This is a genomic window from Halomonas sp. MMSF_3323 (genome assembly GCF_030733595.1).
Lineage (GTDB): Bacteria > Pseudomonadota > Gammaproteobacteria > Pseudomonadales > Halomonadaceae > Halomonas > Halomonas litopenaei.
This window is the reverse complement of the sequence record NZ_JASHIT010000025.1, coordinates 14,604-40,562: the sequence shown is the minus strand read 5'-3', so window position 1 is coordinate 40,562 and position 25,959 is coordinate 14,604. Positions and strand designations below refer to the sequence as shown.

The 25,959-nt window shown below is 64.7% G+C and carries 17 protein-coding genes and 1 pseudogene; 4 read left to right on the top strand and 14 right to left on the bottom strand.

Going from position 1 to position 25,959, the window contains the following annotated elements; all coding sequences use genetic code 11:
- The first annotated feature begins 171 nt into the window (after positions 1-171).
- A complete protein-coding gene (fdxA, locus tag RBB39_RS13685; RefSeq protein WP_045991132.1) occupies positions 172-495 on the top strand; it encodes a ferredoxin FdxA in 324 nt (107 codons plus the stop codon).
- Between the two features lie 758 nt (positions 496-1,253).
- On the opposite strand, the gene eno is transcribed toward fdxA, so the two are convergent.
- The 12 genes and pseudogenes from eno to pilM all read right to left on the bottom strand — a co-directional run bounded on the left by eno (position 1,254) and on the right by pilM (position 17,666).
- Positions 1,254-2,549: a phosphopyruvate hydratase gene (eno, locus tag RBB39_RS13680; RefSeq protein WP_045991133.1), complete on the bottom strand. Its 1,296-nt coding sequence runs from the start codon at positions 2,547-2,549 to the stop codon at positions 1,254-1,256.
- A 103-nt stretch (positions 2,550-2,652) separates the two neighbouring features.
- Positions 2,653-3,504: a 3-deoxy-8-phosphooctulonate synthase gene (gene kdsA / locus RBB39_RS13675; protein WP_045991134.1), complete on the bottom strand. Its 852-nt coding sequence runs from the start codon at positions 3,502-3,504 to the stop codon at positions 2,653-2,655.
- 5 nt (positions 3,505-3,509) lie between these two features.
- A complete protein-coding gene (locus tag RBB39_RS13670; RefSeq protein WP_045991135.1) occupies positions 3,510-5,165 on the bottom strand; it encodes a CTP synthase in 1,656 nt (551 codons plus the stop codon).
- Positions 5,166-5,339: 174 nt separating this feature from the next.
- Positions 5,340-6,758 carry an FAD-dependent oxidoreductase gene (locus RBB39_RS13665; RefSeq protein ID WP_045991136.1) on the bottom strand — a complete coding sequence of 473 codons (1,419 nt, stop codon included), beginning with the start codon at positions 6,756-6,758 and terminating at the stop codon, positions 5,340-5,342.
- Between the two features lie 34 nt (positions 6,759-6,792).
- A complete protein-coding gene (gltB, locus tag RBB39_RS13660) occupies positions 6,793-11,238 on the bottom strand; it encodes a glutamate synthase large subunit (protein ID WP_045991137.1) in 4,446 nt (1,481 codons plus the stop codon).
- Positions 11,239-11,816: 578 nt separating this feature from the next.
- Positions 11,817-12,935 (bottom strand): 3-dehydroquinate synthase, encoded by a 1,119-nt coding sequence (gene aroB, locus RBB39_RS13655; RefSeq protein ID WP_045991138.1) that lies wholly within the window; start codon positions 12,933-12,935, stop codon positions 11,817-11,819.
- On the bottom strand, positions 12,932-13,480 hold the full coding sequence (gene aroK / locus RBB39_RS13650; protein ID WP_045991139.1) for a shikimate kinase AroK: 549 nt from the start codon (positions 13,478-13,480) through the stop codon (positions 12,932-12,934). Before aroK ends, aroB begins: the two co-directional genes overlap by 4 nt.
- A pseudogene (locus tag RBB39_RS13645) lies at positions 13,480-14,769 on the bottom strand (type IV pilus secretin PilQ); the annotation flags it as partial. The pseudogene RBB39_RS13645 and the gene aroK, both read right to left, overlap by 1 nt.
- Before the next feature lie 122 nt (positions 14,770-14,891).
- A complete protein-coding gene (locus tag RBB39_RS13640; RefSeq protein WP_045991140.1) occupies positions 14,892-15,383 on the bottom strand; it encodes a pilus assembly protein PilP in 492 nt (163 codons plus the stop codon).
- Complete coding sequence (locus RBB39_RS13635; RefSeq protein ID WP_045991141.1) at positions 15,380-16,048, bottom strand: type 4a pilus biogenesis protein PilO; 669 nt, start codon at positions 16,046-16,048, stop codon at positions 15,380-15,382. The genes RBB39_RS13640 and RBB39_RS13635 overlap by 4 nt, the downstream gene beginning before the upstream one ends.
- Entirely contained in the window at positions 16,045-16,617 is a 573-nt protein-coding gene (locus tag RBB39_RS13630; protein ID WP_045991142.1) for a PilN domain-containing protein, read from the bottom strand. The genes RBB39_RS13635 and RBB39_RS13630 overlap by 4 nt, the downstream gene beginning before the upstream one ends.
- Positions 16,614-17,666 (bottom strand): type IV pilus assembly protein PilM, encoded by a 1,053-nt coding sequence (gene pilM / locus RBB39_RS13625; RefSeq protein WP_045991143.1) that lies wholly within the window; start codon positions 17,664-17,666, stop codon positions 16,614-16,616. Before pilM ends, RBB39_RS13630 begins: the two co-directional genes overlap by 4 nt.
- Positions 17,667-17,905: 239 nt before the next feature.
- Here pilM and RBB39_RS13620 point away from each other — a divergent pair, with 239 nt between their 5' ends.
- Positions 17,906-20,434 carry a penicillin-binding protein 1A gene (locus tag RBB39_RS13620; protein ID WP_306169153.1) on the top strand — a complete coding sequence of 843 codons (2,529 nt, stop codon included), beginning with the start codon at positions 17,906-17,908 and terminating at the stop codon, positions 20,432-20,434.
- 147 nt (positions 20,435-20,581) lie between these two features.
- Positions 20,582-21,286, top strand: coding sequence for a YdiY family protein (locus tag RBB39_RS13615; protein WP_231498599.1), 705 nt, complete (start codon positions 20,582-20,584; stop codon positions 21,284-21,286).
- Between the two features lie 296 nt (positions 21,287-21,582).
- Here RBB39_RS13615 and RBB39_RS13610 read toward each other — a convergent pair whose 3' ends face one another.
- A complete protein-coding gene (locus tag RBB39_RS13610) occupies positions 21,583-22,854 on the bottom strand; it encodes a malic enzyme-like NAD(P)-binding protein (RefSeq protein ID WP_045991146.1) in 1,272 nt (423 codons plus the stop codon).
- Positions 22,855-23,342: 488 nt separating this feature from the next.
- Positions 23,343-23,555, bottom strand: a complete 213-nt coding sequence (rpmE, locus tag RBB39_RS13605; RefSeq protein WP_045991147.1) for a 50S ribosomal protein L31 — start codon at positions 23,553-23,555, stop codon at positions 23,343-23,345.
- A gap of 169 nt (positions 23,556-23,724) precedes the next feature.
- Here rpmE and RBB39_RS13600 point away from each other — a divergent pair, with 169 nt between their 5' ends.
- On the top strand, positions 23,725-25,950 hold the full coding sequence (locus RBB39_RS13600) for a primosomal protein N' (RefSeq protein ID WP_306169152.1): 2,226 nt from the start codon (positions 23,725-23,727) through the stop codon (positions 25,948-25,950).
- The last annotated feature ends 9 nt before the right edge of the window (positions 25,951-25,959 follow it).

Genomic DNA, 25,959 nt, shown 5'->3' with positions numbered 1-25,959 from the left:
CCATTTCTATATAACATTAAGGATTAAGACGCGCCGGCATGTTACGCCGGACGCGAAGGTTGCATGGCCTGCATGGGCGCCACGCCGCACGCACGTCACCAACGACCCGGGCGAAAGCCACCACTGTACAGAGAGGCCGGCAAGGCGCTGGCCCGAGGAAGGGAGACTGGCATGACATTCGTCGTCACCGAAAACTGCATCAAGTGCAAGTACACCGACTGTGTCGAGGTCTGCCCGGTGGACTGCTTCTACGAAGGCCCCAATTTCCTGGTGATTCACCCCGACGAATGCATCGACTGCGCCCTGTGCGAGCCGGAATGCCCGGCCGAAGCGATCTACTCGGAGGATGAACTGCCCGAGGGCCAGGAACAGTTCCTGGAGATCAATACCGAGCTGGCGGAGGTGTGGCCCAACATCACCGAGAAGAAGGATCCGCCGGAAGACGCCGAGCAGTGGGACGGCAAGCCGGGCAAGCTGGAAAAGCTCGAGCGCTGAGCACCGCGCCAGGCAGTACCTGAACAAACGCGACAGCCGCCTTATCCGGGCGGCTGTCGCGTTTGTGTAAAGCAAATCTTGAAGAAGGGTTCCGGCCCACTCGCCCCCGGACAAGCATCGACCGGCCCGGACTTCTGCCCGACATCGGCGCAGGAAGGACGTGGCGCAATGGCCTTTCGAAGCAGGTGCCCGACAGGCAGGCATAAAAAAAGGCGGCCCGTAGGCCGCCCGCTCCAAGCGTTTCCTTGGGCGGCTCCCTCCGCCCTACTCCCTGAGCGCCCTCCGTGCCCAGAAGCGACTTCCTGTCGCACCAGGCGCGCTCTTGACTCCTGAACGCATCCCGAAAACACCTACCTGAACCGAAGAGTGGCAAGTCCGGCCCATCCGGGTGTCAACCACCGAGGACATCCATGCCCCTTCACTGCCGACGTCGACTCCACCTCCTTGCGGAAACGATGCCGAAACAATGAAGTTTCCGTGGGACAGACGGGCGACTTGCCGCCGCGAAGCCTGACCTCTCGATTCGTGTGGCCATTCTGTCAGTTTCTGGGGTCATCACAAGCACCCTACTTTTCTCACCCATGACGCAGACCGAGAGGGCCTGTCGGAAAAAGCATTGAAAAATCAAGGCGATAAAAAAGGCCCGCAACACGGTTGCGAGCCTTTTCGACGCCAAAATAGTCAATGTCTTACAAGAACTGTAGTCAATCTCTTACAAGACGCGTCGACACTAGCACCATCGGTGCCTTGCCAAGGGCCTACGCCTGCCCCTTGATGGCGGAGCGGCCCGGATAGCTCGCACGCTCACCCAGCTCCTGCTCGATGACCAGCAGACGGTTGTACTTGGCCACACGATCGCTGCGGCACAGAGAGCCGGTCTTGATCTGACCGGCACAGGTGCCCACGGCCAGGTCGGCGATGGTGGTGTCCTCGGTCTCACCGCTGCGGTGGGAGATGACCGCCGTGAAGCCGGCGTCCTGAGCCATGCGAATGGCATCGAGGGTCTCGGACAGGGAGCCGATCTGATTGAACTTGATCAGGATGGAGTTGCCGATGGACTCGTCGATGCCGCGCTTGAGAATGCGGGTGTTGGTCACGAACAGGTCGTCACCCACCAGCTGCACGCGATCGCCGAGCTTGGCGGTCAGCGACTTCCAGCCGTCCCAGTCGGACTCGTCCAGACCATCCTCGATGGACACGATCGGGTACTCGTCGCTGAGGCCCACCAGGTAGTCACCGAAGCCCTCGGCGTCGAAGCTCTTGTCCTCGCCGGCCAGCAGGTACTGCCCGTCCTTGTAGAACTCGCTGGCGGCACAGTCCAGCGCCAGGGTGACGTCCTTGCCCAGCGCGTAACCCGCATCCTCGACGGCCTGCTTGATGACCGCCAGCGCCTCGGCGTTGGAGGCCAGGTTGGGGGCGAAGCCGCCCTCATCACCGACGGCGGTGGCCAGACCACGCGCCGACAGCACCTTCTTCAGCGCATGGAAGATCTCGGCGCCGACGCGCAGCCCTTCGCGGAAGCTCGGCGAGCCGACCGGCTGGACCATGAACTCCTGGATGTCGACGTTGTTGTCGGCGTGCTCGCCCCCGTTGAGGATGTTCATCATCGGCACCGGCATCAGGTACTTGCCCGGCTGGCCGTAGAGCTCGGCGATGTGCGCGTAGAGCGGCACGCCCTTGGCGTTGGCGGCGGCCTTGGCCGCGGCCAGGGAGACCGCCAGGATGGCATTGGCGCCCAGGTTTTCCTTGTTGTCGGTGCCGTCGAGCTCGAGCATGGCATCATCCAGCCCGCGCTGATCGCGTGCGTCCATACCCAGCAGACGCTCACGGATCTTGCCGTTGGCCGCGTCCACCGCCTTCAGCACGCCCTTGCCGAGGTAGCGGCTCTTGTCACCATCACGCAGCTCCAGCGCCTCGCGAGAGCCGGTGGAGGCGCCGCTCGGTGCGCAGGCGACACCGATCGCGCCGCTTTCCAGGCGGACTTCCGCCTGCACGGTGGGGTTGCCGCGAGAGTCCAGCACCTCGAGGGCACGAATATCGACGATCTTGGTCATCTTGAGGATCCTTGTGGGTGAAAAACTCGTGTCAACGTTGTCGATCCGCCCGGGTGACACCATAGGCCCCAGGGCCAGAACACACGATCCAACGGAGGTAGCGTCAGCGTATCTCGATCGACGGTAGTTTTTTTACTACGTCATCCAGCGCCTTGATCTGCGACAGGAAAGGCTCGAGCTTATCAAGCGGGAGTGCACAGGGGCCGTCGCATTTTGCTGAATCGGGATCGGGATGGGCTTCCAGGAACAACCCGGCGATGCCTACCGCCACCCCGGCCCTGGCCAGGTCCAGCACCTGGGCGCGGCGGCCATCGGCGCTGTCACTGCGCCCGCCCGGGCGCTGCAGCGAGTGGGTCACGTCGAACAGCAGCGGGAAGCCGGTGTCCTTCATCTCGCCGAAGCCGAGCATATCCACCACCAGGTTGTTGTAGCCGAAGCTCGAGCCGCGCTCGCACAGCAGCAGCCGCTCGTTGCCGGCTTCCTGGAACTTGGTGATGATGTGGCGCATCTCGTGGGGGGCCAGAAACTGCGGTTTCTTGATGTTGACCACCGCACCGGTCTCGGCCATCGCCACCACCAGGTCGGTCTGGCGAGCCAGAAACGCCGGCAGCTGAATGACATCGGCCACCTCGGCCGCCGGCGCCGCCTGGTGCGGCTCGTGAACGTCGGTGATCACCGGCACCCCGAAGCGCGACTTGACCTCATCGAGGATCGCGAGCCCCTTGTCCAGGCCGGGACCGCGGTAAGAATGCACCGAGCTGCGGTTGGCTTTGTCGAAGCTGGCCTTGAACACATAGGGGATGTCGAGCTTGCCGGTCACCTCGACGTAGGCCTCGGCGACCTCGAGGGCCAGCTCACGGGATTCGAGCACGTTCATCCCTGCAAACAGCACCAGAGGCAATGAATTGCCGGCCCTCAGGCCGGCAAATTCGATGGTACGCTGGACGTCTGACATGTTAATCACTCCTGGTGCGCGGACTGGGCCCGGGTGCGCTTGGCCTTGTGACCCAGGGCCGCGTTGACGAAGCCGGTGAACAGCGGATGGCCATCACGCGGCGTCGAGGTGAACTCCGGGTGGAACTGACAGGCCACGTACCAAGGGTGGTCCGGCAGCTCGACCATTTCCACCAGGGAGTTGTCGACGCTGCGTCCGGAGACCACCAGGCCTGCCTTCTCCAGATCCTCGATGAACTGGTTGTTGACCTCGAAGCGATGACGATGACGCTCGACGATGATGTCGTCACCGTAGGCCTCGCGGGCCTTGGACCCCTTGGCCAGACGGCACTCCTGGCCACCCAGACGCATGGTGCCGCCCAGATCGGAGGCCTCGTCACGCACCTCGATCTTGCCCTCGGGGTTGAGCCATTCGGTGATCAGGCCCACCACCGGGTGCTGGGTGTCGTGGGTGAACTCGGTGGAGTCGGCATCGTTCCAGCCGGCCACATGGCGCGCGTACTCGATCACCGCCACCTGCATGCCCAGACAGATGCCCAGGTAGGGAATGTCGTTCTCGCGGGCGAAACGCGCGGTGGCAATCTTGCCTTCCACACCGCGCTCACCGAAGCCACCGGGCACCAGGATGGCGTCCTTGCCGGCCAACCGGTCGGTGCCGTGACGCTCGATGTCCTCGGAGTCGATGTAGTCGACGTTGACCTTCACGCGGGTCTGGATGCCGGCGTGGATCAGCGCCTCGTTCAGCGACTTGTAGGCGTCCAGGAGCTCCATGTACTTGCCGACCATGGCGATGTTCACCGACTTGAGCGGGTTGAGCTTGGCGTCGAGCACCTTGACCCACTCGCTGAGGTCGGCCTCGTCGGCCTCGAGGCGCAGCTTGTCGCAGACGATGTCATCGAGCCCATGCTCGTGCAGCATCAGCGGAATCCGATAGATGGTATCGGCGTCCTGCAGCGGTACCACCGCGCGTTCTTCCACGTTGGTGAACAGCGCGATCTTGCGACGCTCGGTCTCTTCCAGCTCGACCTCGCTACGGCAGATCAGGATGTCCGGCTGGATACCGATGGAGCGCAGCTCCTTGACCGAGTGCTGAGTCGGCTTGGTCTTGGTCTCGCCGGCGGTCTGGATGTAGGGCACCAGCGTCAGGTGCATGAAGATGGCGTTGCTGGCGCCCTTCTCGCTGCGAATCTGACGGATGGATTCGAGGAACGGCAGCGACTCGATGTCACCCACGGTGCCACCGATCTCCACCAGTGCCACGTCGAAGCCCTCGCCACCTTCGTAGACGCGACGCTTGATCTCGTCGGTGATGTGCGGGATGACCTGCACCGTGCCGCCCAGGTAGTCGCCACGACGCTCCTTGCGCAGCACGTGCTCGTAGACCCGGCCAGTGGTGAAGTTGTTGGACTGGGTCATCTTGGTGCGGATGAAACGCTCATAGTGGCCCAGGTCCAGGTCGGTCTCGGCGCCATCCTCGGTGACGAACACCTCGCCGTGCTGGAAGGGACTCATGGTGCCCGGATCCACGTTGATGTACGGGTCGAGCTTGAGCATGGTGACCTTGAGGCCGCGAGCCTCGAGAATCGCCGCCAGCGAGGCCGACGCAATGCCCTTGCCAAGAGAGGACACAACGCCGCCGGTCACGAAGATATATCGTGTCATGGAGAACCTGTCGAAACGTGATCGGTAGGCCCGGCAGGAAGCCGCGCCAGGATGGGACGACAGACTAGCAGATATCGACTAACGGCTCAATTTGCACAACAGGAAGTCATCCTGGAGAAACCGCCCCGCCCCTCCGCCATGGTTCTCACGCGGGGGACGGGGCTCGGCAGAGCCTCAGATGTCGAGGTAGTCGAGGATGCCCTCACCGGCCTGGCGACCTTCATAGACCGCAGTCACCACCAGATCGGAGCCGCGCACCATGTCGCCACCGGCAAAGATCTTCTCGTTGGTGGTCTGGAAGGCGAAGCTGCCATGCTCAGGCGCCTTGACCCGGCCACGCTCGTCGACCTCGATGCCCACCGACTCGAACCAGGGCGCCGGGCTCGGCTGGAAGCCGAAGGCGATGACCACGGCGTCGGCGGGGATGATCTCCTCGGAGCCCGGCACCACCTCGGGACGGCGACGGCCGTTCTCGTCGGCTTCGCCCAGGCGGGTACGCACCACCTTGACGCCTTCGACCCGCTCTTCACCGACCACCGCCACCGGCTGACGATTGAACAGGAAGTCCACGCCTTCCTCGCGGGCATTGGCCACCTCACGCCGGGAGCCCGGCATGTTCTCTTCGTCACGGCGGTAGGCGCAGGTCACCTCACGGGCGCCCTGGCGAATGGCGGTACGGTTGCAGTCCATGGCGGTATCGCCACCACCCAGCACCACCACACGCTGACCTTCCAGCGAGACGAAGTCCTCGGGATTCTTCTCGAAGCCCAGGCGGTGGTTGACGTTGGCGATCAGGTAGTCGAGCGCCTTGTGCACCCCGGGCAGGTCCTCGCCGGGGAAGCCACCTTCCATATAGGTATAGGTGCCCATGCCGAGGAACACGGCGTCGTACTTCGCCAACAGATCCTCGAAGGCGACGTCCTTGCCCACCTCGACGTTGAGGCGGAACTCCACGCCCATCTCCTCGAACACCGCACGACGACGTTCCATTACCGTCTTCTCGAGCTTGAATTCGGGGATGCCGAAGGTCAGAAGGCCGCCGATCTCGGCGTACTTGTCGAAGACCACCGGCTTGACGCCGTTGCGCACCAGGATGTCGGCGCAGCCGAGGCCAGCGGGGCCCGCGCCGATGATCGCGACCTTCCTGTCGGTCCAGGTCACCTGGCTCATGTCCGGGCGCCAGCCCATGGCGAAGGCGGTGTCGGTGATGTACTTCTCCACCGAACCAATGGTCACCGCGCCGAAGCCGTCATTGAGGGTGCAGTCACCCTCGCACAGGCGGTCCTGGGGGCACACCCGGCCACACACTTCGGGCAGCGAGTTGGTGCGATGCGACATCTCCGCCGCCTCGAGGATGTTGCCTTCGCTGACCAGCTGCAGCCAGTTGGGAATGTAGTTGTGGACCGGACACTTCCACTCGCAGTAGGGATTACCGCAGTGCAGGCAGCGATGCGCCTGGCTGGCCGCCTCCATGGGCTTGAACGGCTCGTAGATCTCGGCGAACTGGCGGGCGCGGGTGCGCGCCGCCTTCTTCTGCGGATCCTGACGACCGACGTCGATGAACTGAAAGTCGTTGTTCAAACGGTTTGCCATGATGTTCTCCTGCCTTGTTCGGGACGCCGTCGGGTTATTCGGGCTGACGCGTGGACTGGGCCAAGAGGCCATTCAGGCTCGCCGCCTTGGGCTTCACCAGCCAGAAGTGGCGGATGAAGTCGCTGAAGTCCTCGAGGATCGCCTGACCGCGCAATGACCCGGTCTCGGCCACATACTCCTCGATGGTTTCCCTGAGGTGTCTCCGATAGGCCTCCATGGCCTCGGTGTTGACCCGATGGATCTCCACCAGTTCGTGGTTGTAACGGTCGACGAAGCAGCGATCCTCGTCGAGCACGTAGGCGAAGCCGCCGGTCATGCCCGCACCGAAGTTGACGCCGGTCTCGCCGAGCACGCAGACGATGCCGCCGGTCATGTACTCGCAGCAGTGATCGCCCGAGCCTTCGATGACCGCGTGGGCGCCGGAGTTGCGCACGCCGAAGCGCTCGCCGGCGGTACCCGCGGCAAACAGCTTGCCGCCGGTGGCGCCGTACAGGCAGGTGTTGCCGATGATCGCCGTCTTGTGGCTCTCGAACCGACTGCTCTTCGGCGGGGTGATGACGATCTTGCCGCCATTCATGCCCTTGCCGACGTAGTCGTTAGCGTCACCTTCCAGGTACAGATTGAGTCCGCGGGCGTTCCACACCCCGAAGCTCTGACCGGCGACACCGGTGAAGCGCGCGGTCACCGGCGCGTCGTCAAGACCCGCCTCGCCGTAACGCTTGGCGATGGCGCCGGAAGTCAGCGCACCCACCGAACGATCACAGTTGGTGATGGTGAAGGACACGTCGGCCCCGCCCTTGGACTCGATGGCGTCCTTGAGCGCCTCCAGCACCTCGAGGTTCTTGGCGCCCGGGTCATGGGGCACGTTACGGCTGACCTGGCAATACTGAGGGGCATCTGCCGGCACATGGTCGTTGGCCAGCAACGGCGTCAGGTCAAGCTTGTGCTGCGAAGGCGTCAGCCCCTCGAACACCTCGAGCAGGTCGGTGCGCCCGATCAGGTCGGTGAGCTTGCGCACACCCACCAGCGCCATCAGTTCGCGCACTTCCTCGGCGATGAAGCGGAAGTAGTGCTTGACCATGTCGACGGTGCCACGGAAGTGCTCGTCGCGCAGGTACTGCATCTGGGTGGCGACACCGGTGGCGCAGTTGTTGAGGTGGCAGATACGCAGGTACTTGCAGCCCAGCGCCACCATCGGAGCAGTACCGAAGCCGAAGCTCTCGGCGCCAAGAATCGCCGCCTTGATCACGTCCAGGCCGGTCTTCAGGCCGCCGTCGGTCTGCAGCCGGATCTTGTCGCGCAGGCCGTTTATGCGTAGCGCCTGATGCACCTCCGGCAGGCCCAGCTCCCAGGGTGAACCGGCGTGCTTGATCGAGGTCAGCGGGCTCGCCGCGGTGCCGCCGTCGTAGCCGGACACCGTGATCAGGTCAGCGTAGGCCTTGGCCACGCCGGTGGCGATGGTGCCGATGCCGGGTTCGGAGACCAGCTTGACCGACACCTGGGCGTCGGGATTGACCTGCTTGAGGTCAAAGATCAGCTGGGCCAGATCCTCGATGGAGTAGATGTCGTGGTGCGGCGGCGGCGAGATCAGGGTCACCCCCGGCACCGAATAACGCAGCCGGGCGATCAACTCGTTGACCTTGCCACCGGGAAGCTGGCCACCCTCGCCGGGCTTGGCGCCCTGGGCCACCTTGATCTGCAGCACCTCGGCGTTGACCAGGTAGGCCGGGGTGACACCGAAGCGCCCGGAGGCGATCTGCTTGATCTTGGAGCTTCTGATGGTGCCGTAACGCGACGGATCCTCACCACCCTCACCGGAGTTGGAGCGCCCACCGGCCTCGTTCATGGCCTGGGCCAGGGCCTCGTGAGCCTCCGGCGACAGCGCACCCAGCGACATGCCGGCGCTGTCGAAGCGTGGCAGCAGGTCCTCGACCGGTTCGACTTCCTCGAGCGGCAACGCCTCGGCGGCGGGCTTCAGCTTCAGCAGGTCACGGATGGTGGCGGGCGCGCGATCATTGACCAGCTGCGCAAACTTCTTCCACTTGGCGTAGTCGCCCTCCTGCACCGCCTCCTGCAACGCCTTGACCACATCGGGGTTGTAGGCGTGGTACTCGTGACCATGGACGTACTTCATCAGGCCGCCCTGGGAGATGCCCTTGCGCGGCTTCCAGGCGTCCTTGGCCAGCGCCACCTGAGTCAGCTGAATCTCGTTGAAGCCGGTGCCCTCGATGCGCGAGGCCATGCCGGTGAAGCAAAGATCCATCACCTCGGAGGACAGACCCACCGCCTCGAACAGCTGCGAACCACGGTAGGAGGCCAGGGTCGAGATGCCCATCTTGGAGAGGATCTTGAACAGTCCCTTCTGCAGGCCCTTGCGGTAGTTCTCGCGGGCGTCCGCCGGATTGCCGGACAGCTCGCCGGTGCGATGCATGTCGGCCATCACCTGGTAGGCCAGCCACGGATAGACCGCGGTGGCGCCCACCCCGAACAGCACCGCCATCTGGTGGGCGTCACGGGCGTAGCCGGTCTCGACGATCAGGTTGACCCGTGGGCGCAGGGCCTTGCGACCGAGTTCGTTGTGGATCGCGCCCACCGCCAGCGCCGGATGGATCGGCACCTGCCCCTGGGGCAGGTCGGCGTCGGACAGCACCAGGATCACCTTGTGCTCGTGAACCGCCGCCTCGGCCTCGCGACACAGCTCGAGCAGCGCCGCCTTGAGCCCTGTCTGCTCCGGGTCATAGCCCAGCGACAGACGCTGGCTGGCAAAGGCCGGGTCGTCCTGGCCTACCAGAGCGGTGAACTTGCGCGGCGACAGGATCGGGGTCGTCAGCACGATACGGTGGGCGTGCTCCGGGGTCGCCTTGAACACGTTGCGCTCGGCACCGATGCAGGTCTCCAGCGACATCACGATGGCTTCGCGCAGCGGATCGATGGCCGGGTTGGTGACCTGGGCGAACTTCTGACGGAAGTAGTCCGACAGCATCCGGTGCTTGCCGGAGAGCACCGCCATAGGGGTGTCGTCACCCATGGAGCCCACCGCTTCCTGGCCGCTCTCGCCCAGCGGACGCAGCACCTGGTCACGCTCCTCGAAGCTGACCTGGAACATCTTCTGCTGCACCTGAAGGGTGTCGGAGTCCATGTTCTTGAAGGCGGCGAGCTCGGTCAGCGCGGACTCCAGGAACTGAGCCTCCTGCTTGAGCCAGCGCTTGTAGGGATAGGCCGATTTCAACCGCTCGTCGATGTCGCTGGTGTGCAGCACTTCGCCGGTCTCGGTGTCCACGGCGAGGACCTGACCGGGGCCGACACGGCCCTTGGCCACCACGTCCTCGGGCTTGTAGTCGTAGGTACCGATCTCGGAAGCCAGGGTGATGAAGCCGTTGCGGGTGATCACCCAGCGCGCCGGGCGCAGGCCGTTGCGGTCGAGCATGCACAGGGCCTGACGGCCATCGGTCATGACCACACCGGCGGGACCATCCCAGGGCTCCACGTGCATGGAGTTATACTCATAGAAGGCACGCAGGTCGCCGTCCATGATCTCCACGTTCTGCCAGGCCGGCGGCACCATCATGCGCACCGCCCGATGCAGCTCCATGCCGCCGGTCAGCAGCACCTCGAGCATGTTGTCCATGCTCGAGGAGTCGGAACCGGTGGTATTGACGATCTGGTCGAGGCTGGCGATGTCGGGCAGCCGCTCGGAGACGAAGTTCTCCTTGCGCGAGTTGGCCCAGCCACGGTTGGCCTCGATGGTGTTGATCTCGCCGTTGTGGGCCAGCAGGCGGAACGGCTGAGCCAGCGGCCAGCGCGGCGCGGTGTTGGTGGAGAAACGCTGGTGGAACACGCAGATGGCGGTTTCCAGGCGCTCGTCACCCAGGTCCTGATAGAAGGCCGGCAGGTCCACCGGCATCACCAGTCCCTTGTAGGAGACGACGTCGCTGGACAGCGAGCTGACGTAGAAGTCCGGCTCGTCGATCAGCGCCTGCTCGGCCAGTCGGCGGGCCATGAACAGCGAGACGTCAAAGGCTTCCTCGGCGTCACCGGGCTCGACGAACAGTTGACGGATACGCGGCAGGCACTCCAGCGCCATCGGGCCGCACACGCTGGGGTCCACCGGCACCTCGCGCCAGCCGAGCACCTTGACACCACGCTCTGTCAGGCTCGCCTCGAGCACCTGGCGGGCGCGCTCCTCACGCTGGTCGTCGTCGGGCAGGAAGATCACGCCCACGGCATAGCTGTCGCCCAGTTCGATACCCAGGCTTTCCTTGGCGGCGTGGCGCATGAAGCCGTCGGGCATCTTCAACAGCAGGCCACAGCCGTCACCGGTCTTGCCGTCGGCAGCGATACCGCCACGGTGGGTCATGCAGGTCAGGGATTCGATGGCAGTACTGAGCAGTTCATGGCTAGCCTGCCCTTCCATGTGGGCGATCAGGCCAAACCCGCAGTTGTCACGGAACTCGCCGGGCTGGTGAAGACCTCTGTTCATGGGCGCGCCTCAGGTGAAAGGGTTGTAGTCACAGCATAATCGCGATATTATTATAGGTTTTTCTTTTGATTTTAAGCCCTTAAGGGCTTTCGCTAACTGCACGAAAAATGGGTACCCAGCATAGCCAGCCCCCCGCCCTCGCGCAATCTCCCCGCCGCGCACGCCCCATAAAAAAACACCGTAAATCTGATGCTTGCACCAAGGCTTCGAAAAAAAACCTTATCAGGTCAACGACTTGGAAGCCGTTTCCAGCAAGTCTTGCTGTACGCCTTTCGCCACTAGACTTTAGTCGCAAAAACTGTCGACACCCCATGCCGATCAGGCATACGACATACAGATCCACGCATGAGCGGCGCCTATTCCCCCCATCCCGAAGCCGTCGACAGCACCTCGTACCGCACTCCGTGAAGCCCTGTTCGGCCAATACCTGTCCCGTCTCTTGCCGTTCCTTTCCACGCCAAAGCCACGCCAAAGCCACCCGTGCCAACCAAAGCCAACCTTGCAGCTCGGCGTGCCCCAGACACGACAACGCCCGCGCAAGGCGGGCGTCGCAGTCGATACGCTGGAGACTGGCATCATCAGGCCCGCGGGTAGGCCTCGATGCATTCGCCGAGCAGCGCCGGCGGGGTCTGATCGTAGACGCAGGCCTCACCGAGCGCGCGCATCAGCACCAGGCGCATGCGGTCATCGGTATTTTTCTTGTCGAGCTTCATGCGCGACACGAAATCCTCAACCGTCATTTCCCTGGGCGCCGCCACCGGCAGACCCGCCCGCTCGATCACTCGACGGGTGCGCGTCACATCGGCCTGCTCGATAAAGCCCTGGCGCATCGACAGGTCCGCCGCCATCAGCATGCCCACACCCACCGCCTCGCCGTGCAGCCAGGTGCCATAACCCATGTAGGCCTCGATGGCGTGCCCGAAGGTGTGCCCCAGATTCAAAAGCGCCCGCACGTCCTGCTCGGTCTCGTCGAGGGCGACGATCTCGGCCTTGATCGCGCAACTACGTTCGATGGCCTTGGCGAGCACAACATCGTCGAGGTCACGCAGCGCAGCCATCTCATCTTCCAGCCAGCCGAGAAAGTCACTGTCATGGATCAGTCCGTACTTGATCACCTCGGCAAGACCCGCGGACAGCTCCCGCTCGGGCAGGGTCGAGAGCGTGGCGGTATCGATCAGCACTGCGCGGGGCTGCCAGAAGGCGCCAATCATGTTCTTGCCCAGCGGATGATTGACCCCGGTCTTGCCCCCTACCGAAGAATCCACCTGGGACAGCAGAGTGGTGGGCACCTGGATAAAGGAGATGCCGCGCTGGTAGGACGCCGCGGCGAAGCCGACCATATCGCCGATCACCCCGCCGCCCAGCGCCACCAGCGTGGCCTTGCGGTTGAAACCGGCCTCCAGCAGGGCGTCCCAGATGCGCGAGACGCCATCGACATTCTTGTGGGCTTCACCATCCGGCAGCACCAGGGTCTCTATCCTGAGGCGGTCGTCGGCCGCTGACAGCGCCGAGGTCAACCGCTCGAGATAGTGCGCGGCGACGGTGTCGTTGGTCACCACCATCACCTGGCGACCACTGAGATAGGAGGCCAGACGCTCACCGTCATCGACCAGCCCCGGTCCGATATGGATGGGGTAGCTGCGATCGCCCAGGGCGACGGTCAGGGTCAAGGGATTCACGGACGTGGGTGTGCTCATGATGAGGCCTTGCAGGTGAGAGGGTCGAGGAGGCGATGGACGCGACGAACGATATCGTTGACCACCGAGCGCGGCCCGCGGCGGTCGGTGCGGATCACCAGGTCCGCGGTGGCGCGATACAGCGGGTCACGCAGGGCGAACATGTCGCGCAGCAGTTGCTCGCGATCGCCGCGCTGCAGAAGCGGCCGGTTGCGATCCTTGGCGGTGCGCTTCAACTGCTGCTCCACGGTAGTGAACAGATAGATGACGGTACCGCCCTCGCGGATACGCTGGCGATTTTCCTCGCGCAGCACCGCGCCGCCGCCAGTGGCGATCACTACCTTGTCGTAGTCCACCAGCTCGCTGATCATGGCGCTTTCCCTGTCACGAAAGCCGCTCTCGCCCTCGACATCGAATATCCAGGGGATATCCGCGCCACAGCGTGACTGAATCTCGTGGTCACTGTCGTAGAACGGACGTGACAATTCGGCCGCCAGCAGGCGGCCGATGGTGCTCTTTCCCGCCCCCATGGGGCCTATCAGAATCAGGTTGGGTACTTCCTGCATCAGTGAGTCGCCAGGCCGTCGTCGAGTATCCGGGGAGTGATGAATACCAACAACTCTACCTTATCGTTGACGTCCTCGGTATAGCGAAACAGCTTTCCCAGCCAGGGGATATCGCCAAGCCAGGGCGTCTTGTACAGCGTATGCAGCTGCTGGGTGGTGAGAATCCCCCCCAGCACCACGGTCTCGCCGTCCTCGACCAGCACCTGGGTCTGGATCTCGTTGGTATCGATGGCCGGCTCGCCGTCGAAGCTCTGCTCGGCCAGGGTGTCATTGTTGATGGTCAGATCCATGACGATACGGTCATCGCTGGTAATCTGCGGGGTGACCTCAAGCGCCAGCACCGCCTCCTTGAACTCCACGTTGGTAGCACCGCTGGAGGTGGACTCCTGGTAGGGGATCTCCTTGCCCTGCTTGATCAGGGCGGTGTGCTGATTGGCGGTAATCACCCGCGGCTCGGAGATGGTCTGGCTCTTGCCCTCGCTCTCCAGCGCATGCAACTCCAGATCCAGCAGCACATCCCCGGCCAGATAGCCGAACTTGAAAGAGCTTCCCGGATCCAGGGCATCGCCAAGATCCACCCCCAGGCCACCGTAGGCATCCCCTCGATTGCCGAAGACCCCATCACCGATCTGAACCGATTCACCCAGCGCCCCGGACAGGGCACCGTCCCCGCTCCCCACAGGCAACTTGTCGTGGCGGCTGCGTGCCCCCCAGTTGACGCCAATCTCCTCGGCGGTGTTGTCTCGGGCCACCACGATGCGCGCCGAAATCTGCACCTGGCGTACCGGCACATCCAGGCGCGCCAGGGTCCAGCGAATCTCGTCAAGCTGACTGGCCACGTCCTGGACCAGCAGGGTATTGGTGCGCGGATCGGTGGCCACGCGCCCGCGATCGGACAACAGCCCGAAACCGTTCTCGCCACGCAGCAAGGCGGCGAGCTCCGCCGCCTTGGCATACCGCACTTCGATATGTTCGGTCACCAGGGGCTCAAGCTCGTCCAGCCGCGAGGCCGCCTCGAGCTTGAGGCGATCACGCTCGGCCAGTTCCGAGGCCGGCGCCACCAGCAGGATGTCGCCCTGCCGACGACTATCGAGCCCCTGGCTCTCCAGCACCATGTCCAGCGCCTGGTCCCAGGGCACCGCTTCCAGGTTCAGGGTCACCCGCCCAGCGACGCTATCACTGGCGACGATATTGAGACCGGTGAAGTCACTCAATACCGACAGCACCGAGCGCACCTCGACATCCTGAAAGTTCAGAGTGATCGGCGCGCCCTGATAGCCCTCACCCTGCGCCCAGCCCGGCGACACCAGCAGCACACCGACCACCACCCCCACCAGCCACCGCGCGATCGCCTGCCCAGGCGAAAACGCCGATTCGCCTGTCCGACATGAACCGATATCAGGTCGCCTGCTCACTCGCCTATCCTCATGACACGCTCCTTCCAGCGATAGTCCTTGCCTGCAACCGCCTCCAGCCTGACGGCCTCACCGCTGATCGCCGCGACCCTGGCGGGCGGATTGGCCAGCATCTCCCCTTGCGCCACCCGATAGAGATGACCATCGGGCGCCTCGAACAGCGCCCAATGCCGCTGCCCTCGACCCAGCACTCCCACCAGTTCAAGTTCGTCCAGGGAAAAGGCAGCAAGACCGCTGCCTTGCCCAAACCGCTGACCGCCGAAGCCCTGGCCCTCGAAGCGAAAGGGACTTCTCGCGTTGGCGTAGCGATACTGCAGCACCGGCAGGCTCACTACCTCGGGCAACGCTACCGGCCGCCGATCGAGTTCCGGCGCCAGCGCCTCGTCCAGACGCCGATCCAGGGCGTCGAGGTCCGCCTGCTGGCAACCCGTCAGGGCCACACCCAACAAGGCGCCCATCAGCATGCCCACCAGCCGGCGCCGCCTCATGAACCCTCCACCAGCGCATCGGCGACGCGCGCCCCGTCACCAATACTGTAGGTCTGCGCCAGCGCGTGCAGCTCAAGCCCTCCCTCGACCGGCGACAGGCTGAAATCGTGCAACGTCACCAGTCTAGGCAGGTTGGCCAGATCAGCCACGAAACCACCGATGGCGTGGTAGTCGCCCCGCACCCGCAGATCAAAAGGCCGCTCGACATAAAGCTCCAGGGGGCGCGCCGGCCTCAGTTCGAGCTCCTCCAGCGATAGCCCGCGACGCTTGGCCACCTGGCCGATGCCTTCCAACAGCGATGGGATGGCGGCGCCATCCGGCAACATGCGACGCCGCTCGCTGACACGCTGATCGAGATCCACCAACAGCCTCTTGAGGCGATCAAGCTCCGCCAACTCGCGTGCGCGGCCTTCAAAGTCGGCGACCACCTCTCGCTCCTGACGCTGCAACTCCACCAGACGCTGTGACAGGGGATGCAGATAGCCCACCACCATGGCCACCAGGGCGAGCACGAAAGCCAGGATCGCCACCAGGGTCCGCAGCGACATCGGCCAGCGCCCGGCCTCACTCAGCTCCAGCCGACGCCAGTCCAGCGCCTTGAGCCGGCGCCACTCATCGAGCCAGCGCTCACGCCAGCTGACATCACCGCCCTGCTCTGAATTCATGGCAAGGGCTCCAGCGCCGGCAATGCCGCGAGGGTCATCTCCAGCGCAAAATGCTGATAGCCCTGCTCGGCCCCCACCCGCGACAACAGCGGTTCGGCAAAGACCTGCGCACGCTCGAGGGAGCGCAGCTGTTCGACCAGCCTGGCACTGTCGACGGCCTCGCCCTCGAGCATCAATCTGTCGCCGATGCGCTCGACACGCTGGTAGCGGACCCCAGGCGCCAGGGTGGCTGCCAGGGCGTTGACCACCGCAAGCGTCTGGCGCCGCTCGTCCTGCAGCCGCTCGAGCAACGCCTGTTCCTGATCCAGCAATGAGAGCTGGCGTTCGAGATCGACCATCTCGGCGGACTTTTCTTCCAGACGCTCGACGGCAGCGGCGACATGTCGCTGGCGGGCCTCCATCTGCCTCAACCCCCACTGCAGCCACAGCGTCGCCGTCAACGCGAGCCCGACACCCGCCAACGCCGACAGCGCCACCGCCAGCCAGAAGCGTCGCGTGCGCCTGGCGCGAGCGGCCTCGCGCCAGTCAAGCAGATTGACCTGGACCTCGTTGATCGTCACATCTTTCATGGTCGTCCTCGCATGGCCAGGCCGCAGGCGGTCAGCAGGGCCGGCGCTTCGCCGCGTAGTGCCGCCGCGTCCAGCGATGGCTTGAGCGCCATCCCCTCCAGCGGGTCCACCTGGCTGACCGGCAGGCCGAGGGCCTGGCTCAGACGATCGGCAAGCCCCGCGACCAGGCTGCCACCTCCGGTCAACAGCAGTCGCTCGAGCGGGCGCACATGGTCCGACACCTGATACAGCTGCAACGATCGCTGGATGTGCTCCACCAGGGTCTCGACGAAGGGCCCCAGCACCGTCTGCGAATAGTCGTCCGGCAAACCGCCCCGTTTCTTGCCAAAGCCGGCCTCATCCATGCCGATACCGTAGTGACGCTGGATCGCTTCGGTGAGCTGCATGCCGCCGAACAGGCTGTCATGGCTGTAGACGATGCGCCCGGCCACCACCACGTGCAGCGTGTTGAGGTAGGCGCCCACGTCCACCAGGGCCAGAGCGCCGTCCCCCAGTCGGCGACGACGGCAAAGGCCAGCGATGGCCCGCTCGATGGCGAAGCTCTCGACATCCACCGCCGCAGGCATGAGCCCGCTGGCCTCCAGCGCCTGGGTCAACTGCTCGACGTCCTGGCGACGACAGGCCACCAGCAGCACCTCCTGCCACTGCGGATCGTCGGAGCAGCGTCCCAGGCGATAGAAGTCAAAGGCCACCTCACGGAACGGAAACGGTATGTGCTTGTCTGACTCCCATTCGATACGGGCCTCGATCTCTTCATCATCGAGCGCTGCCGGATAGCGCAGTACCCGGGTTATCGCCGCGCGGGATGGCACCGCCACGGCGGCCTCTCGACTCCCTGGAGAGGCCAGCTCGACCACCCGCGACAGCACCTCGATGACCTCGCCCATATCACGTATGCGGCGCTCCACCACGGCCCCTTGACGCAGCGGTCTGACCGCGTAGCCGGCCACGCGGTGGCCGGCGTCGTCCTCCACCAGCTCGATCAACTTGACCGAGGCGGAGGTGATATCGACACCGACCAGACCCTTGTCCTTCGAGGAAAACCACATGAGCCCATCACACTGCCACCATGGCACCGCGCCCGATGCACGACGCTGTGGCGCCAGCCTAGCCAAAACCTGGCCGGGCCTTACTGATCCATGACGGCACTTTGTGCAACAAGACGGGCAATTCGTCACAATGGTGGTGACAGGCCCTCCCAGTTCCTATAATGGCCGACGCAAAGGACTGCCTTACCCCATCTCTTCGCCCCGCCGTTTTTCGTTCTCAGCATGGACACCGCGATTTCATGAAGTATCTCAGAACGCTCATTTTCTCCGCCGTGTGGCTGGTGATATCGCTTGGCGCCGCCGCGGCCCTGGGCGTCGTCGGTGCCGCCCTCTACTTCGCTCCTGGGCTTCCCGATGTCCGTCAACTGCAGGACTTCGAGCTGCAGACGCCACTGCGCATCTACACCCGCGACGGTCAGCTGATCGGCGAATTCGGCGAGGAACGCCGCATGCCGGTCGACTTCGAGGACATTCCAGAACCAATGCTCCAGGCACTGATGGCAGCAGAGGATTCGGCGTTCTTCGAACACCCCGGCGTCGACCCCAAGGGCCTGGCGCGGGCCGCAGTGGAACTGGTGTCCAGCGGTGGCGATATCCAGTCGGGCGGTTCGACCATCACCATGCAGGTGGCGCGCAACTATCTGCTGACGCTGGATCGTACCTTTACCCGCAAGCTGCGTGAGATCCTGTTGTCGCTGCAGATGGAACAGATCCTGAGCAAACAGGAAATCATGGAGCTCTATGTCAACAAGATCTTCCTGGGGCACCGTGCCTACGGCATCGCCGCCGCCGCCGAGGTCTACTATGACAAGCCGCTCGACGAGCTGACGCTGGCCCAGCACGCGATGATCGCAGGCCTGCCCAAGGCGCCTTCGGCCTTCAACCCCCTGGCCAACGCCGAGCGCGCGCTGATTCGCCGCAACTGGATCCTGTTTCGCATGCGCGAGCTGGGCTACATCGACCGGAGCGCCTATGACGAAGCGGTTCAGGCGCCGATCACCGCCAGTCGCCACGTGGCCAAGGCCGAGGTTCAGGCCGACTATGTCGCCGAGATGGCCCGTCAGTTCGCCACCGATCGCTTCGGTGACGAGGCCTATACCGGCAGCTATCGCATCACCACCACCATCGACAGCGAGCTCCAGCCCATGGCTCGCCAGGCGCTGGCCAATGGCCTGATCGCCTACGACACCCGCCATGGCTGGCGCGGGCCTGAGGACACCGAGATTCCTCAGAGTCTGGCCGAAGCCCAGGAAAAGACCGAGCGCACCGGCCTGGAGGAAGAGCTGTCCGAGTCCCCCGAGGTCATGGAAACGGCCCGTCGCGCGGCCGAACGCAGCCAGACCAGCGTCGAGGGCGTCGACGGCGACGTCAGCAACTGGCTGCAGGTACTGGAGCGCACCCCGACCTATGGTCCGCTGGAACCCGCCATCGTGGTGAAGAGCGAAGGTCGCGAGATGCAGGTGCTGGCCCATGAGGGCGAGCTGATTACCCTGGCCAGGGATGGGCTGGACTGGGCCGCGCCCTACAAGAGCGCCCGCTATCGCGGCGCGGCGCCCTCCTCGGCGTCCCAGATCGCCAGCCGGGGTGACCTGGTACGCATCCTCCAGCGCGAGGACGGTAGCTGGCGCCTGTCCCAGCAACCGGGAGCCGAGGGCTCACTGGTGGTGATGGACCCGCAGACCGGCGCGATCCTCGCGCTCCAGGCCGGCTTCGACTTCGACGCCAGCAAGTTCAACCGCGCGATTCAGGCCCGTCGCCAGGCCGGCTCCATCTTCAAGCCGTTCATCTACCTGGCGGGCCTGAACAGTGGCGAGGTGACCCCCGCCACCGTCATCAACGATGCCCCGGTGGTACTCAACGACGGCAGCAACGAACTGTGGCGCCCGTCCAACTCCAGCGGTGACTTCCTCGGCCCGACCCGACTGCGGGTCGGCCTTGCCCGCTCTCGCAACCTGGTCACCATTCGCCTTCTGCAGAACATCGGGCTGAGTCGCACCATCGACTTCCTGGTGGACTTCGGCTTCTCCCGTGATCGTCTACCCAACGGCCTGTCGCTGGCACTGGGCAGCGCCAGCCTGACCCCGCTGGAAATGACCAACGCCTACGCGGTGCTGGCCAACGGCGGCTTCCGGGTGTCGCCCTGGTTCATCGAGAAGATCACCCAGGGCGAGCAGCAGACCCTGGTGGAAGAGGCAAGCCCCCGCGTGGCCTGCCGCGAATGCAGCGAAGGCCAGACCACCACACAGATCGACGGCAAGACCTACGAGGTGGCGCCCAGGGTCGCCAACGAGCGTGCCGTCTACCTGCTGCGCGACATGCTGCGCGACGTGGTCGAGCGCGGCACCGCCCGCCGCGCCCTGGCACTCGAGCGCACCGACATCGTCGGCAAGACCGGCACCACCAACGACCAGCGTGATGCCTGGTTTGCCGGCTTCAACGGCGACTACGCTGCCACCGTGTGGGTGGGCAAGGACGACAACACCCCCACCGCCGAGTACGGCGCCCAGGCCGCCTTGCCGATCTGGGTCGACTTCATGGGCCAGGCGCTGGCCGGCAAGCCGGAGAACATCCCCGAACAGCCGCCCGGCATCATCACCGCCAGGGTCGACGCCAACAGCGGTCGCCTGCTGCGCGACGGCCAGGGTGGCGGCGTAGAGGAACTGTTCGACGAAGACCACATGCCCACCGTACAGCCCCGCCGTGTCGAAAGCGCCGTCGAGCGCCACAGCGGCTCCCAGGGTACCGGCGCCTACGAAGCCATCTTCTAAGGCCATTACCCCTCCTTCCCGTCGGGAAGGAGGGGCCCCTTGTCACTTCGCGCTACCCACCACGCCTTGAACCTTCCTAGAGACCACCTTATGGTGATTTCCCGTTTTTATTTGCCCGCGACGGCACTATGCATTTTCGGGCTTTTTGTGCCGATAAAAGCCGCGCTGGCGGACGCCTTCTACGCCCCGATCCCCGTCCATGACGACTCGCCGGACTTTCTCGGCCATGTCGAGTTCGGCTACACCCATCTGTCGGGCAACTCCAACAGCGAGACCTTTCTCGGCAAGGCTCAGCTGACCTGGCTGCAGGGGGCCTGGCTGTCACGCCTGCGCGGCGAGGCCCGCCACGCCAGCGAGGACAGCGAGACCAGTGCGGAGCAGTATCTGGTGTCCTTTCGCCAACGCCGCGAACTGGTCGGCCCGCACTATCTGTTCGGCTTCGGCCGCTGGGAGAAGGATCGCTTCAGCGGCTACGACCACCAGTTCACCGCCATCACCGGCTACGGCCGCCAGCTGATCGACGACGATCGCGCCCACCTGGCGCTGGAGGCAGGCCCCGGCTATCGTGCCGACATCCTGCCCGGCGAGAACGACCAGCGTCTGGCGGTGGCCTACGGCGCCCTGGAGGCCGGCTATGCGCTGAGCGATAGCGCCACCCTCGAACAGGAACTGTCGCTGGAGACCACCCGCAAGAACTCGACGGTGCGCTCCTATACCGCCCTGGATACCCGCATCAACGCCCATATGTCGCTGCGCCTGTCCCACGAGATCAAGCACAACTCGGATCCCCCCGAAGATGCCGAAGCCAAGACCGACCGCATCACCTCGGCGTCACTGCGTTACGAGTTCTAAAGCAGCTCTCATCCCTTGAGAACGCCGAGGCAAAGACCGACCGCATCACCTCGGCCTCGCTGCGCTACGAGTTCTAAGCTGCGAGGTCTCAAGCAGCTCCCATCCCTTGGGATCCCCCCGAGGACGCTGAGGCCAAGACCGACCGCATCACCTCGGCGTCACTGCGCTACGAGTTCTAGCGACCAGGACCGATCGGATTACGGCCACCAGACGCGACAAGGCCCTCCACTGGAGGGCCTTGTCGTTGCTGTCGAGACGTCTGGATCTAGCGGCGCCTGGATCTATCGGCGCCTGGCTCAGCCGCCGTAGACGTCGTCGATGGTCTTGAGCGGATAGTGCGACGGGTAGGGCTTTCTGGCCACGCCGGAGTCCACCGCCGCCTGGGCCACCGCCGAGGTCACCCGCTCCAGCAGACGCACGTCCACCGGGGTCGGAATGATGTACTCACGGCCGAAGCTCATGGCGTCCTGCTCGTAGGCTTCCAGCACCGCCTGGGGCACCGGCTCCCGCGCCAGGTCCTTGAGCGCGTGGACGGCGGCGACCTTCATCTCTTCGTTGATGCGGGTGGCGCGCACGTCCAGGGCACCGCGGAAGATAAAGGGAAAACCGAGCACGTTGTTGACCTGGTTCGGATAGTCCGAACGTCCGGTGGCCATGATCACGTCCGGGCGGGTCTCCCGCGCCAGGTCGGGATGGATCTCCGGATCCGGATTGGTGCAGGCGAAGACGATCGGGTCCTTGGCCATCTTGCGAATATGATCGGCGGTCATCAGGCCAGGGCCGGACAGACCGATGAACACATCGGCTCCATCGATGGCGTCATCCAGGGTGCGCTTGTCGGTGTCCACCGCAAACATCGCCTTGTACTGGTTGAGGTCCTCACGACCTGTATGGATAACGCCCTTGCGGTCGAGCATCACCAGGTTCTCGGGGCGAGCACCACAGGCCACCAGCAGCTTCATGCAGGCGATCGCCGCGGCGCCGGCGCCCATGCACACGATACGCGCCTGATCGAGGGACTTGCCGGCAATTTCCAGCGCATTGAGCATGCCCGCCGCCGTGACGATGGCGGTGCCATGCTGATCATCGTGAAACACCGGGATCTTGCAGCGCTCGACCAGCGCCTGCTCGATCTCGAAACACTCCGGTGCCTTGATGTCCTCGAGGTTGATGCCGCCCCAGCTGTCGGCAATCCGCGCCACGGTATCGATGAATGCCTGGGGACTCTCGGCGTCGACCTCGATATCCACAGAGTTGATGCCGGCGAAGCACTTGAACAGCACACCCTTGCCTTCCATCACCGGCTTGCTCGCCAGCGGCCCCAGGTTACCGAGGCCAAGGATGGCGGTGCCGTCGGAGATCACCGCAACGGTGTTGCCCTTGCCGGTATAGCGATAGGCGTTTTCCGGGTCCCGCGCGATCTCTCGCACCGGCTCCGCCACGCCGGGACTGTAGGCCAGCGCCAGGTCCTTGGCCGTGGCGGTCGGCTTGGTCAGTTCGACCGACAGCTTTCCGGGAATGGGGAGAGCGTGATAGTCCAGCGCAGCCTGCTTCTTTGCGTCCGTCATGCTTGGTGTCCGGATGTCCTTGTGGAACGGTGGCAACACAATATAGAAAAATATTCCATTTCTCAACATGATTGAGAAAAGCGTCAGTTATACGCCCGTTTCAGGATTTTCGCTGACAATGTCGACAACTTTTGCTGCATTGCACCAACCCTTGTCATGAAGAAAGATGCAAGGAAGGTGAGCGCAGAGATGGGCCAAGGGTGACGCTGGAAGCTCACCGCTCGGGCAAGCGCGAGTTCGCCCCGTGACAACGATGAGGCCCGACCATCGCCTCCCTTTGCTGCTTGAAGCCTAGTCGCCCGCCGCGCGTTGCGCATTGATGCAACGCAATAACGGGATCGCTCACGCGGTCGCGGGCCCTGTCCTTTGCCCCCGTTCCTCTGCGCGCCCCAAGACGCAACGAACCCGCCATGAAGGCGGGTTCGAAGGGGACATTGCCCGAGCATCGTCGACCAGCGTTTCTCGCTGGCGCGTTCAGCTCCGTACGATCAACGCTTGAGCGCGGCACCGAAACGCTTGTTGAAGCGCTCGACGCGACCACCGGTGGTGGCCTGCTTCTGCTTGCCGGTGTAGAACGGGTGGCACTGAGAGCAGACGTCCAGGCTCAGGTCGTGGCCAGCGGTGGAACCGACCTCGAAGGTGGCGCCGCAGGAACAGGTCGCATTGACCGTCTTGTAATCCGGGTGGATACCTTGTTTCATCGTGAACCTCACTTTTCGGTATGCCGCCACCTGATCCATTGCCAGGCACCGCATACGGGTAATGGCACGGGCACTCGTTGGTGCGTCGTCAAGCCCCTGTGCCGGCCGGTGATCCGCTCCCATCAAGGAAGCGGCGGAGTATTCTAGCAGACTTCATTGTGGAGGCCAATTGGCTGACTCTCCTGCCCCGCGCGTGCTGCGGATCGCCATTCCATCCCCCCTTCGCCGCCTGTTCGACTACCTCCCCCAGGGGGCGCCCCCGCCAGGGGGCTGGTCGCCGGGGCTGCGCGTGCGCGTCGAGTTCGGCCGCCGTCAGGTGGTGGGCGTCATCGTCGACTGTCGTGACGACAGCGACCTGCCGCTGGCCAAGCTGAAGCCGATCCAGGCCTGTCTGGACAAGGCGCCGCTGCCAGGCGATTGGCTGTGGTTATGTCGATTCACCTCGCGCTACTACCAGCACGCCCTCGGCGACACCCTGGCCCATGCCATGCCGGTGTTGCTGCGTCAGGGACGCCCGCTGGAGGCGCGGGTACGCGAACGCTGGCAGGTCGCCTTGAACGGCGATCCTGCCCGCCTGGGCCGGGCTCCGCGCCAGGCCGAACTGCTGGAGATGCTGCGCCAGCATCCCCAGGGCCTCACCACCCATGTGATCCAGGCGCAATCCTTCACCCGCGACCAGCTCAAGGCGCTGGAAGCCAAGGGGCTGGTGAGCTGCCACGAGGAAACCCTCACCGGCCCCACCCCCGACGACGGCCAGGGCCTGCTGGCGAGCCCGGCGCTGGCCCTGAACGACGAGCAGGCCAAGGCGCTGAACCAGCTCCACCAGGGGCTCGATCGCTTTCACCCTTGCCTGCTGCACGGGGTGACCGGCAGCGGCAAGACCGAGGTCTACCTGCAGTTGATCGAGGCGGTGGTGGCCAAGAAGCGCCAGGCGCTGGTGCTGATTCCCGAAATCGGCCTGACTCCGCAGACCCTGGGGCGCTTTCGCCAGCGCTTCCGGGTCCCGGTGGTGGCGCTGCACTCGGGGCTGACCGACCACGAGCGCCTGGACGCCTGGGAGGCGGCGGCCAGCGGGAGGGCGCCGATTATCATCGGTACCCGCTCGGCCATCTTCACCCCAATGGCACGTCCAGGCCTGATCATCGTCGACGAAGAACACGACGGTTCGTTCAAGCAGCAGGACGGGCTACGCTACCACGCCCGCGACCTGGCGGTGGTGCGCGCCAAGCGCCATGGCATTCCGCTGCTGCTGGGGAGCGCCACGCCATCGCTGGAGAGCCTGCACCGCGCGCGCACCGGTGACTACGCTCACCTGCGGTTGACCCGGCGGGCCACTCGCCACGCTCCCGCTCGACTGGAACTGGTCGACCTCAAGGGGCGCCCTCGGCGCGGCGGCCTGATTCCGCCGGTCATCGACGCCATCAAGGCAACGCTGGATGCCGGCCACCAGGTGCTGGTGTTCATCAATCGCCGCGGTTTCGCCCCCACCCTGGCCTGTCACGCCTGCGGCTGGATGGCCGAGTGCGACCACTGTGACGCACGCATGACCTGGCACCGCCAACCGCCGATGCTGGCCTGCCACCACTGCGATCGCCGCCGGGTCATTCCCGACGCCTGCCCGGACTGCGGCAGCGCCGACCTGCGTCCGCTGGGTAGCGGCACCGAGCGTACGGAGGAGAGCCTGGCCGAAACCTTTGCCGAAACCCCGGTCCACCGTATCGACCGCGACAGCACCCGGGCCAAGGACGCGCTCGAGAAGATGCTCACCGAGGTCCGGCGTGGCGAACCAGCGATCCTGGTCGGGACCCAGATGCTGGCCAAGGGCCACCATCTGCCCCACGTCACCCTGGTCGTGGTGGTCAACGCCGACGCCGGCCTCTACGCCAGCGACTTTCGCGCGCTGGAGCACTCGGCCCAGTTGCTTGAGCAGGTGGCCGGGCGCGCCGGCCGCGCCGCCCACCCTGGCCGAGTGCTGGTGCAGACCATGCACCCGGACGACCCCAGCCTTCGTCTATTGGCCGAGCGCGGCTACGACGCCCTGGCCGAGTCGCTGCTGGAAGAACGCCGCATCGCCGCCCTGCCGCCACTGCGCTTCATGGCCCTGGTCCGCCTGGAAGGCCCCCGGGAAGACGCCCTGACGGCACTCGCCCGGGAGATCGCCGGCGAATTGCGCGAGCAGGTACGTAGCCTGGCTCTGGATCTCGACTGCCTCGGCCCGGTACCTGCCCCCATGGAGCGCCGTCAGAACCGCTACCACCTGCAGATCGCGCTGATGGCGGAGCGACGCAGTCAGCTGCACCCCGCGCTCGAATGGCTAGCCCACCGTCTGGAAGCCTGGCCCGAGGCGCGGCGTATCCGCTGGTCCATTGACGTCGATCCGCAGACCCTGAGCTGAGGTCCGATA

Bases quoted from the DNA above. Each gene is read 5' to 3' on its own strand.
- gltB (WP_045991137.1), bottom strand. From the start codon at position 11,238: ATGAACAGAGGTCTTCACCAGCCCGGCGAGTTCCGTGACAACTGCGGG.
- pilM (WP_045991143.1), bottom strand. From the start codon at position 17,666: ATGTGGTTTTCCTCGAAGGACAAGGGTCTGGTCGGTGTCGATATCACC.
- eno (WP_045991133.1), bottom strand. From the start codon at position 2,549: ATGACCAAGATCGTCGATATTCGTGCCCTCGAGGTGCTGGACTCTCGC.
- aroB (WP_045991138.1), bottom strand. From the start codon at position 12,935: ATGAGCACACCCACGTCCGTGAATCCCTTGACCCTGACCGTCGCCCTG.
- RBB39_RS13640 (WP_045991140.1), bottom strand. From the start codon at position 15,383: ATGAGGCGGCGCCGGCTGGTGGGCATGCTGATGGGCGCCTTGTTGGGT.
- RBB39_RS13620 (WP_306169153.1), top strand. From the start codon at position 17,906: ATGAAGTATCTCAGAACGCTCATTTTCTCCGCCGTGTGGCTGGTGATA.
- RBB39_RS13630 (WP_045991142.1), bottom strand. From the start codon at position 16,617: ATGAAAGATGTGACGATCAACGAGGTCCAGGTCAATCTGCTTGACTGG.
- rpmE (WP_045991147.1), bottom strand. From the start codon at position 23,555: ATGAAACAAGGTATCCACCCGGATTACAAGACGGTCAATGCGACCTGT.
- RBB39_RS13665 (WP_045991136.1), bottom strand. From the start codon at position 6,758: ATGGCAAACCGTTTGAACAACGACTTTCAGTTCATCGACGTCGGTCGT.
- fdxA (WP_045991132.1), top strand. From the start codon at position 172: ATGACATTCGTCGTCACCGAAAACTGCATCAAGTGCAAGTACACCGAC.
- RBB39_RS13610 (WP_045991146.1), bottom strand. From the start codon at position 22,854: ATGACGGACGCAAAGAAGCAGGCTGCGCTGGACTATCACGCTCTCCCC.
- RBB39_RS13635 (WP_045991141.1), bottom strand. From the start codon at position 16,048: ATGAATTCAGAGCAGGGCGGTGATGTCAGCTGGCGTGAGCGCTGGCTC.
- aroK (WP_045991139.1), bottom strand. From the start codon at position 13,480: ATGCAGGAAGTACCCAACCTGATTCTGATAGGCCCCATGGGGGCGGGA.
- RBB39_RS13670 (WP_045991135.1), bottom strand. From the start codon at position 5,165: ATGACACGATATATCTTCGTGACCGGCGGCGTTGTGTCCTCTCTTGGC.
- kdsA (WP_045991134.1), bottom strand. From the start codon at position 3,504: ATGTCAGACGTCCAGCGTACCATCGAATTTGCCGGCCTGAGGGCCGGC.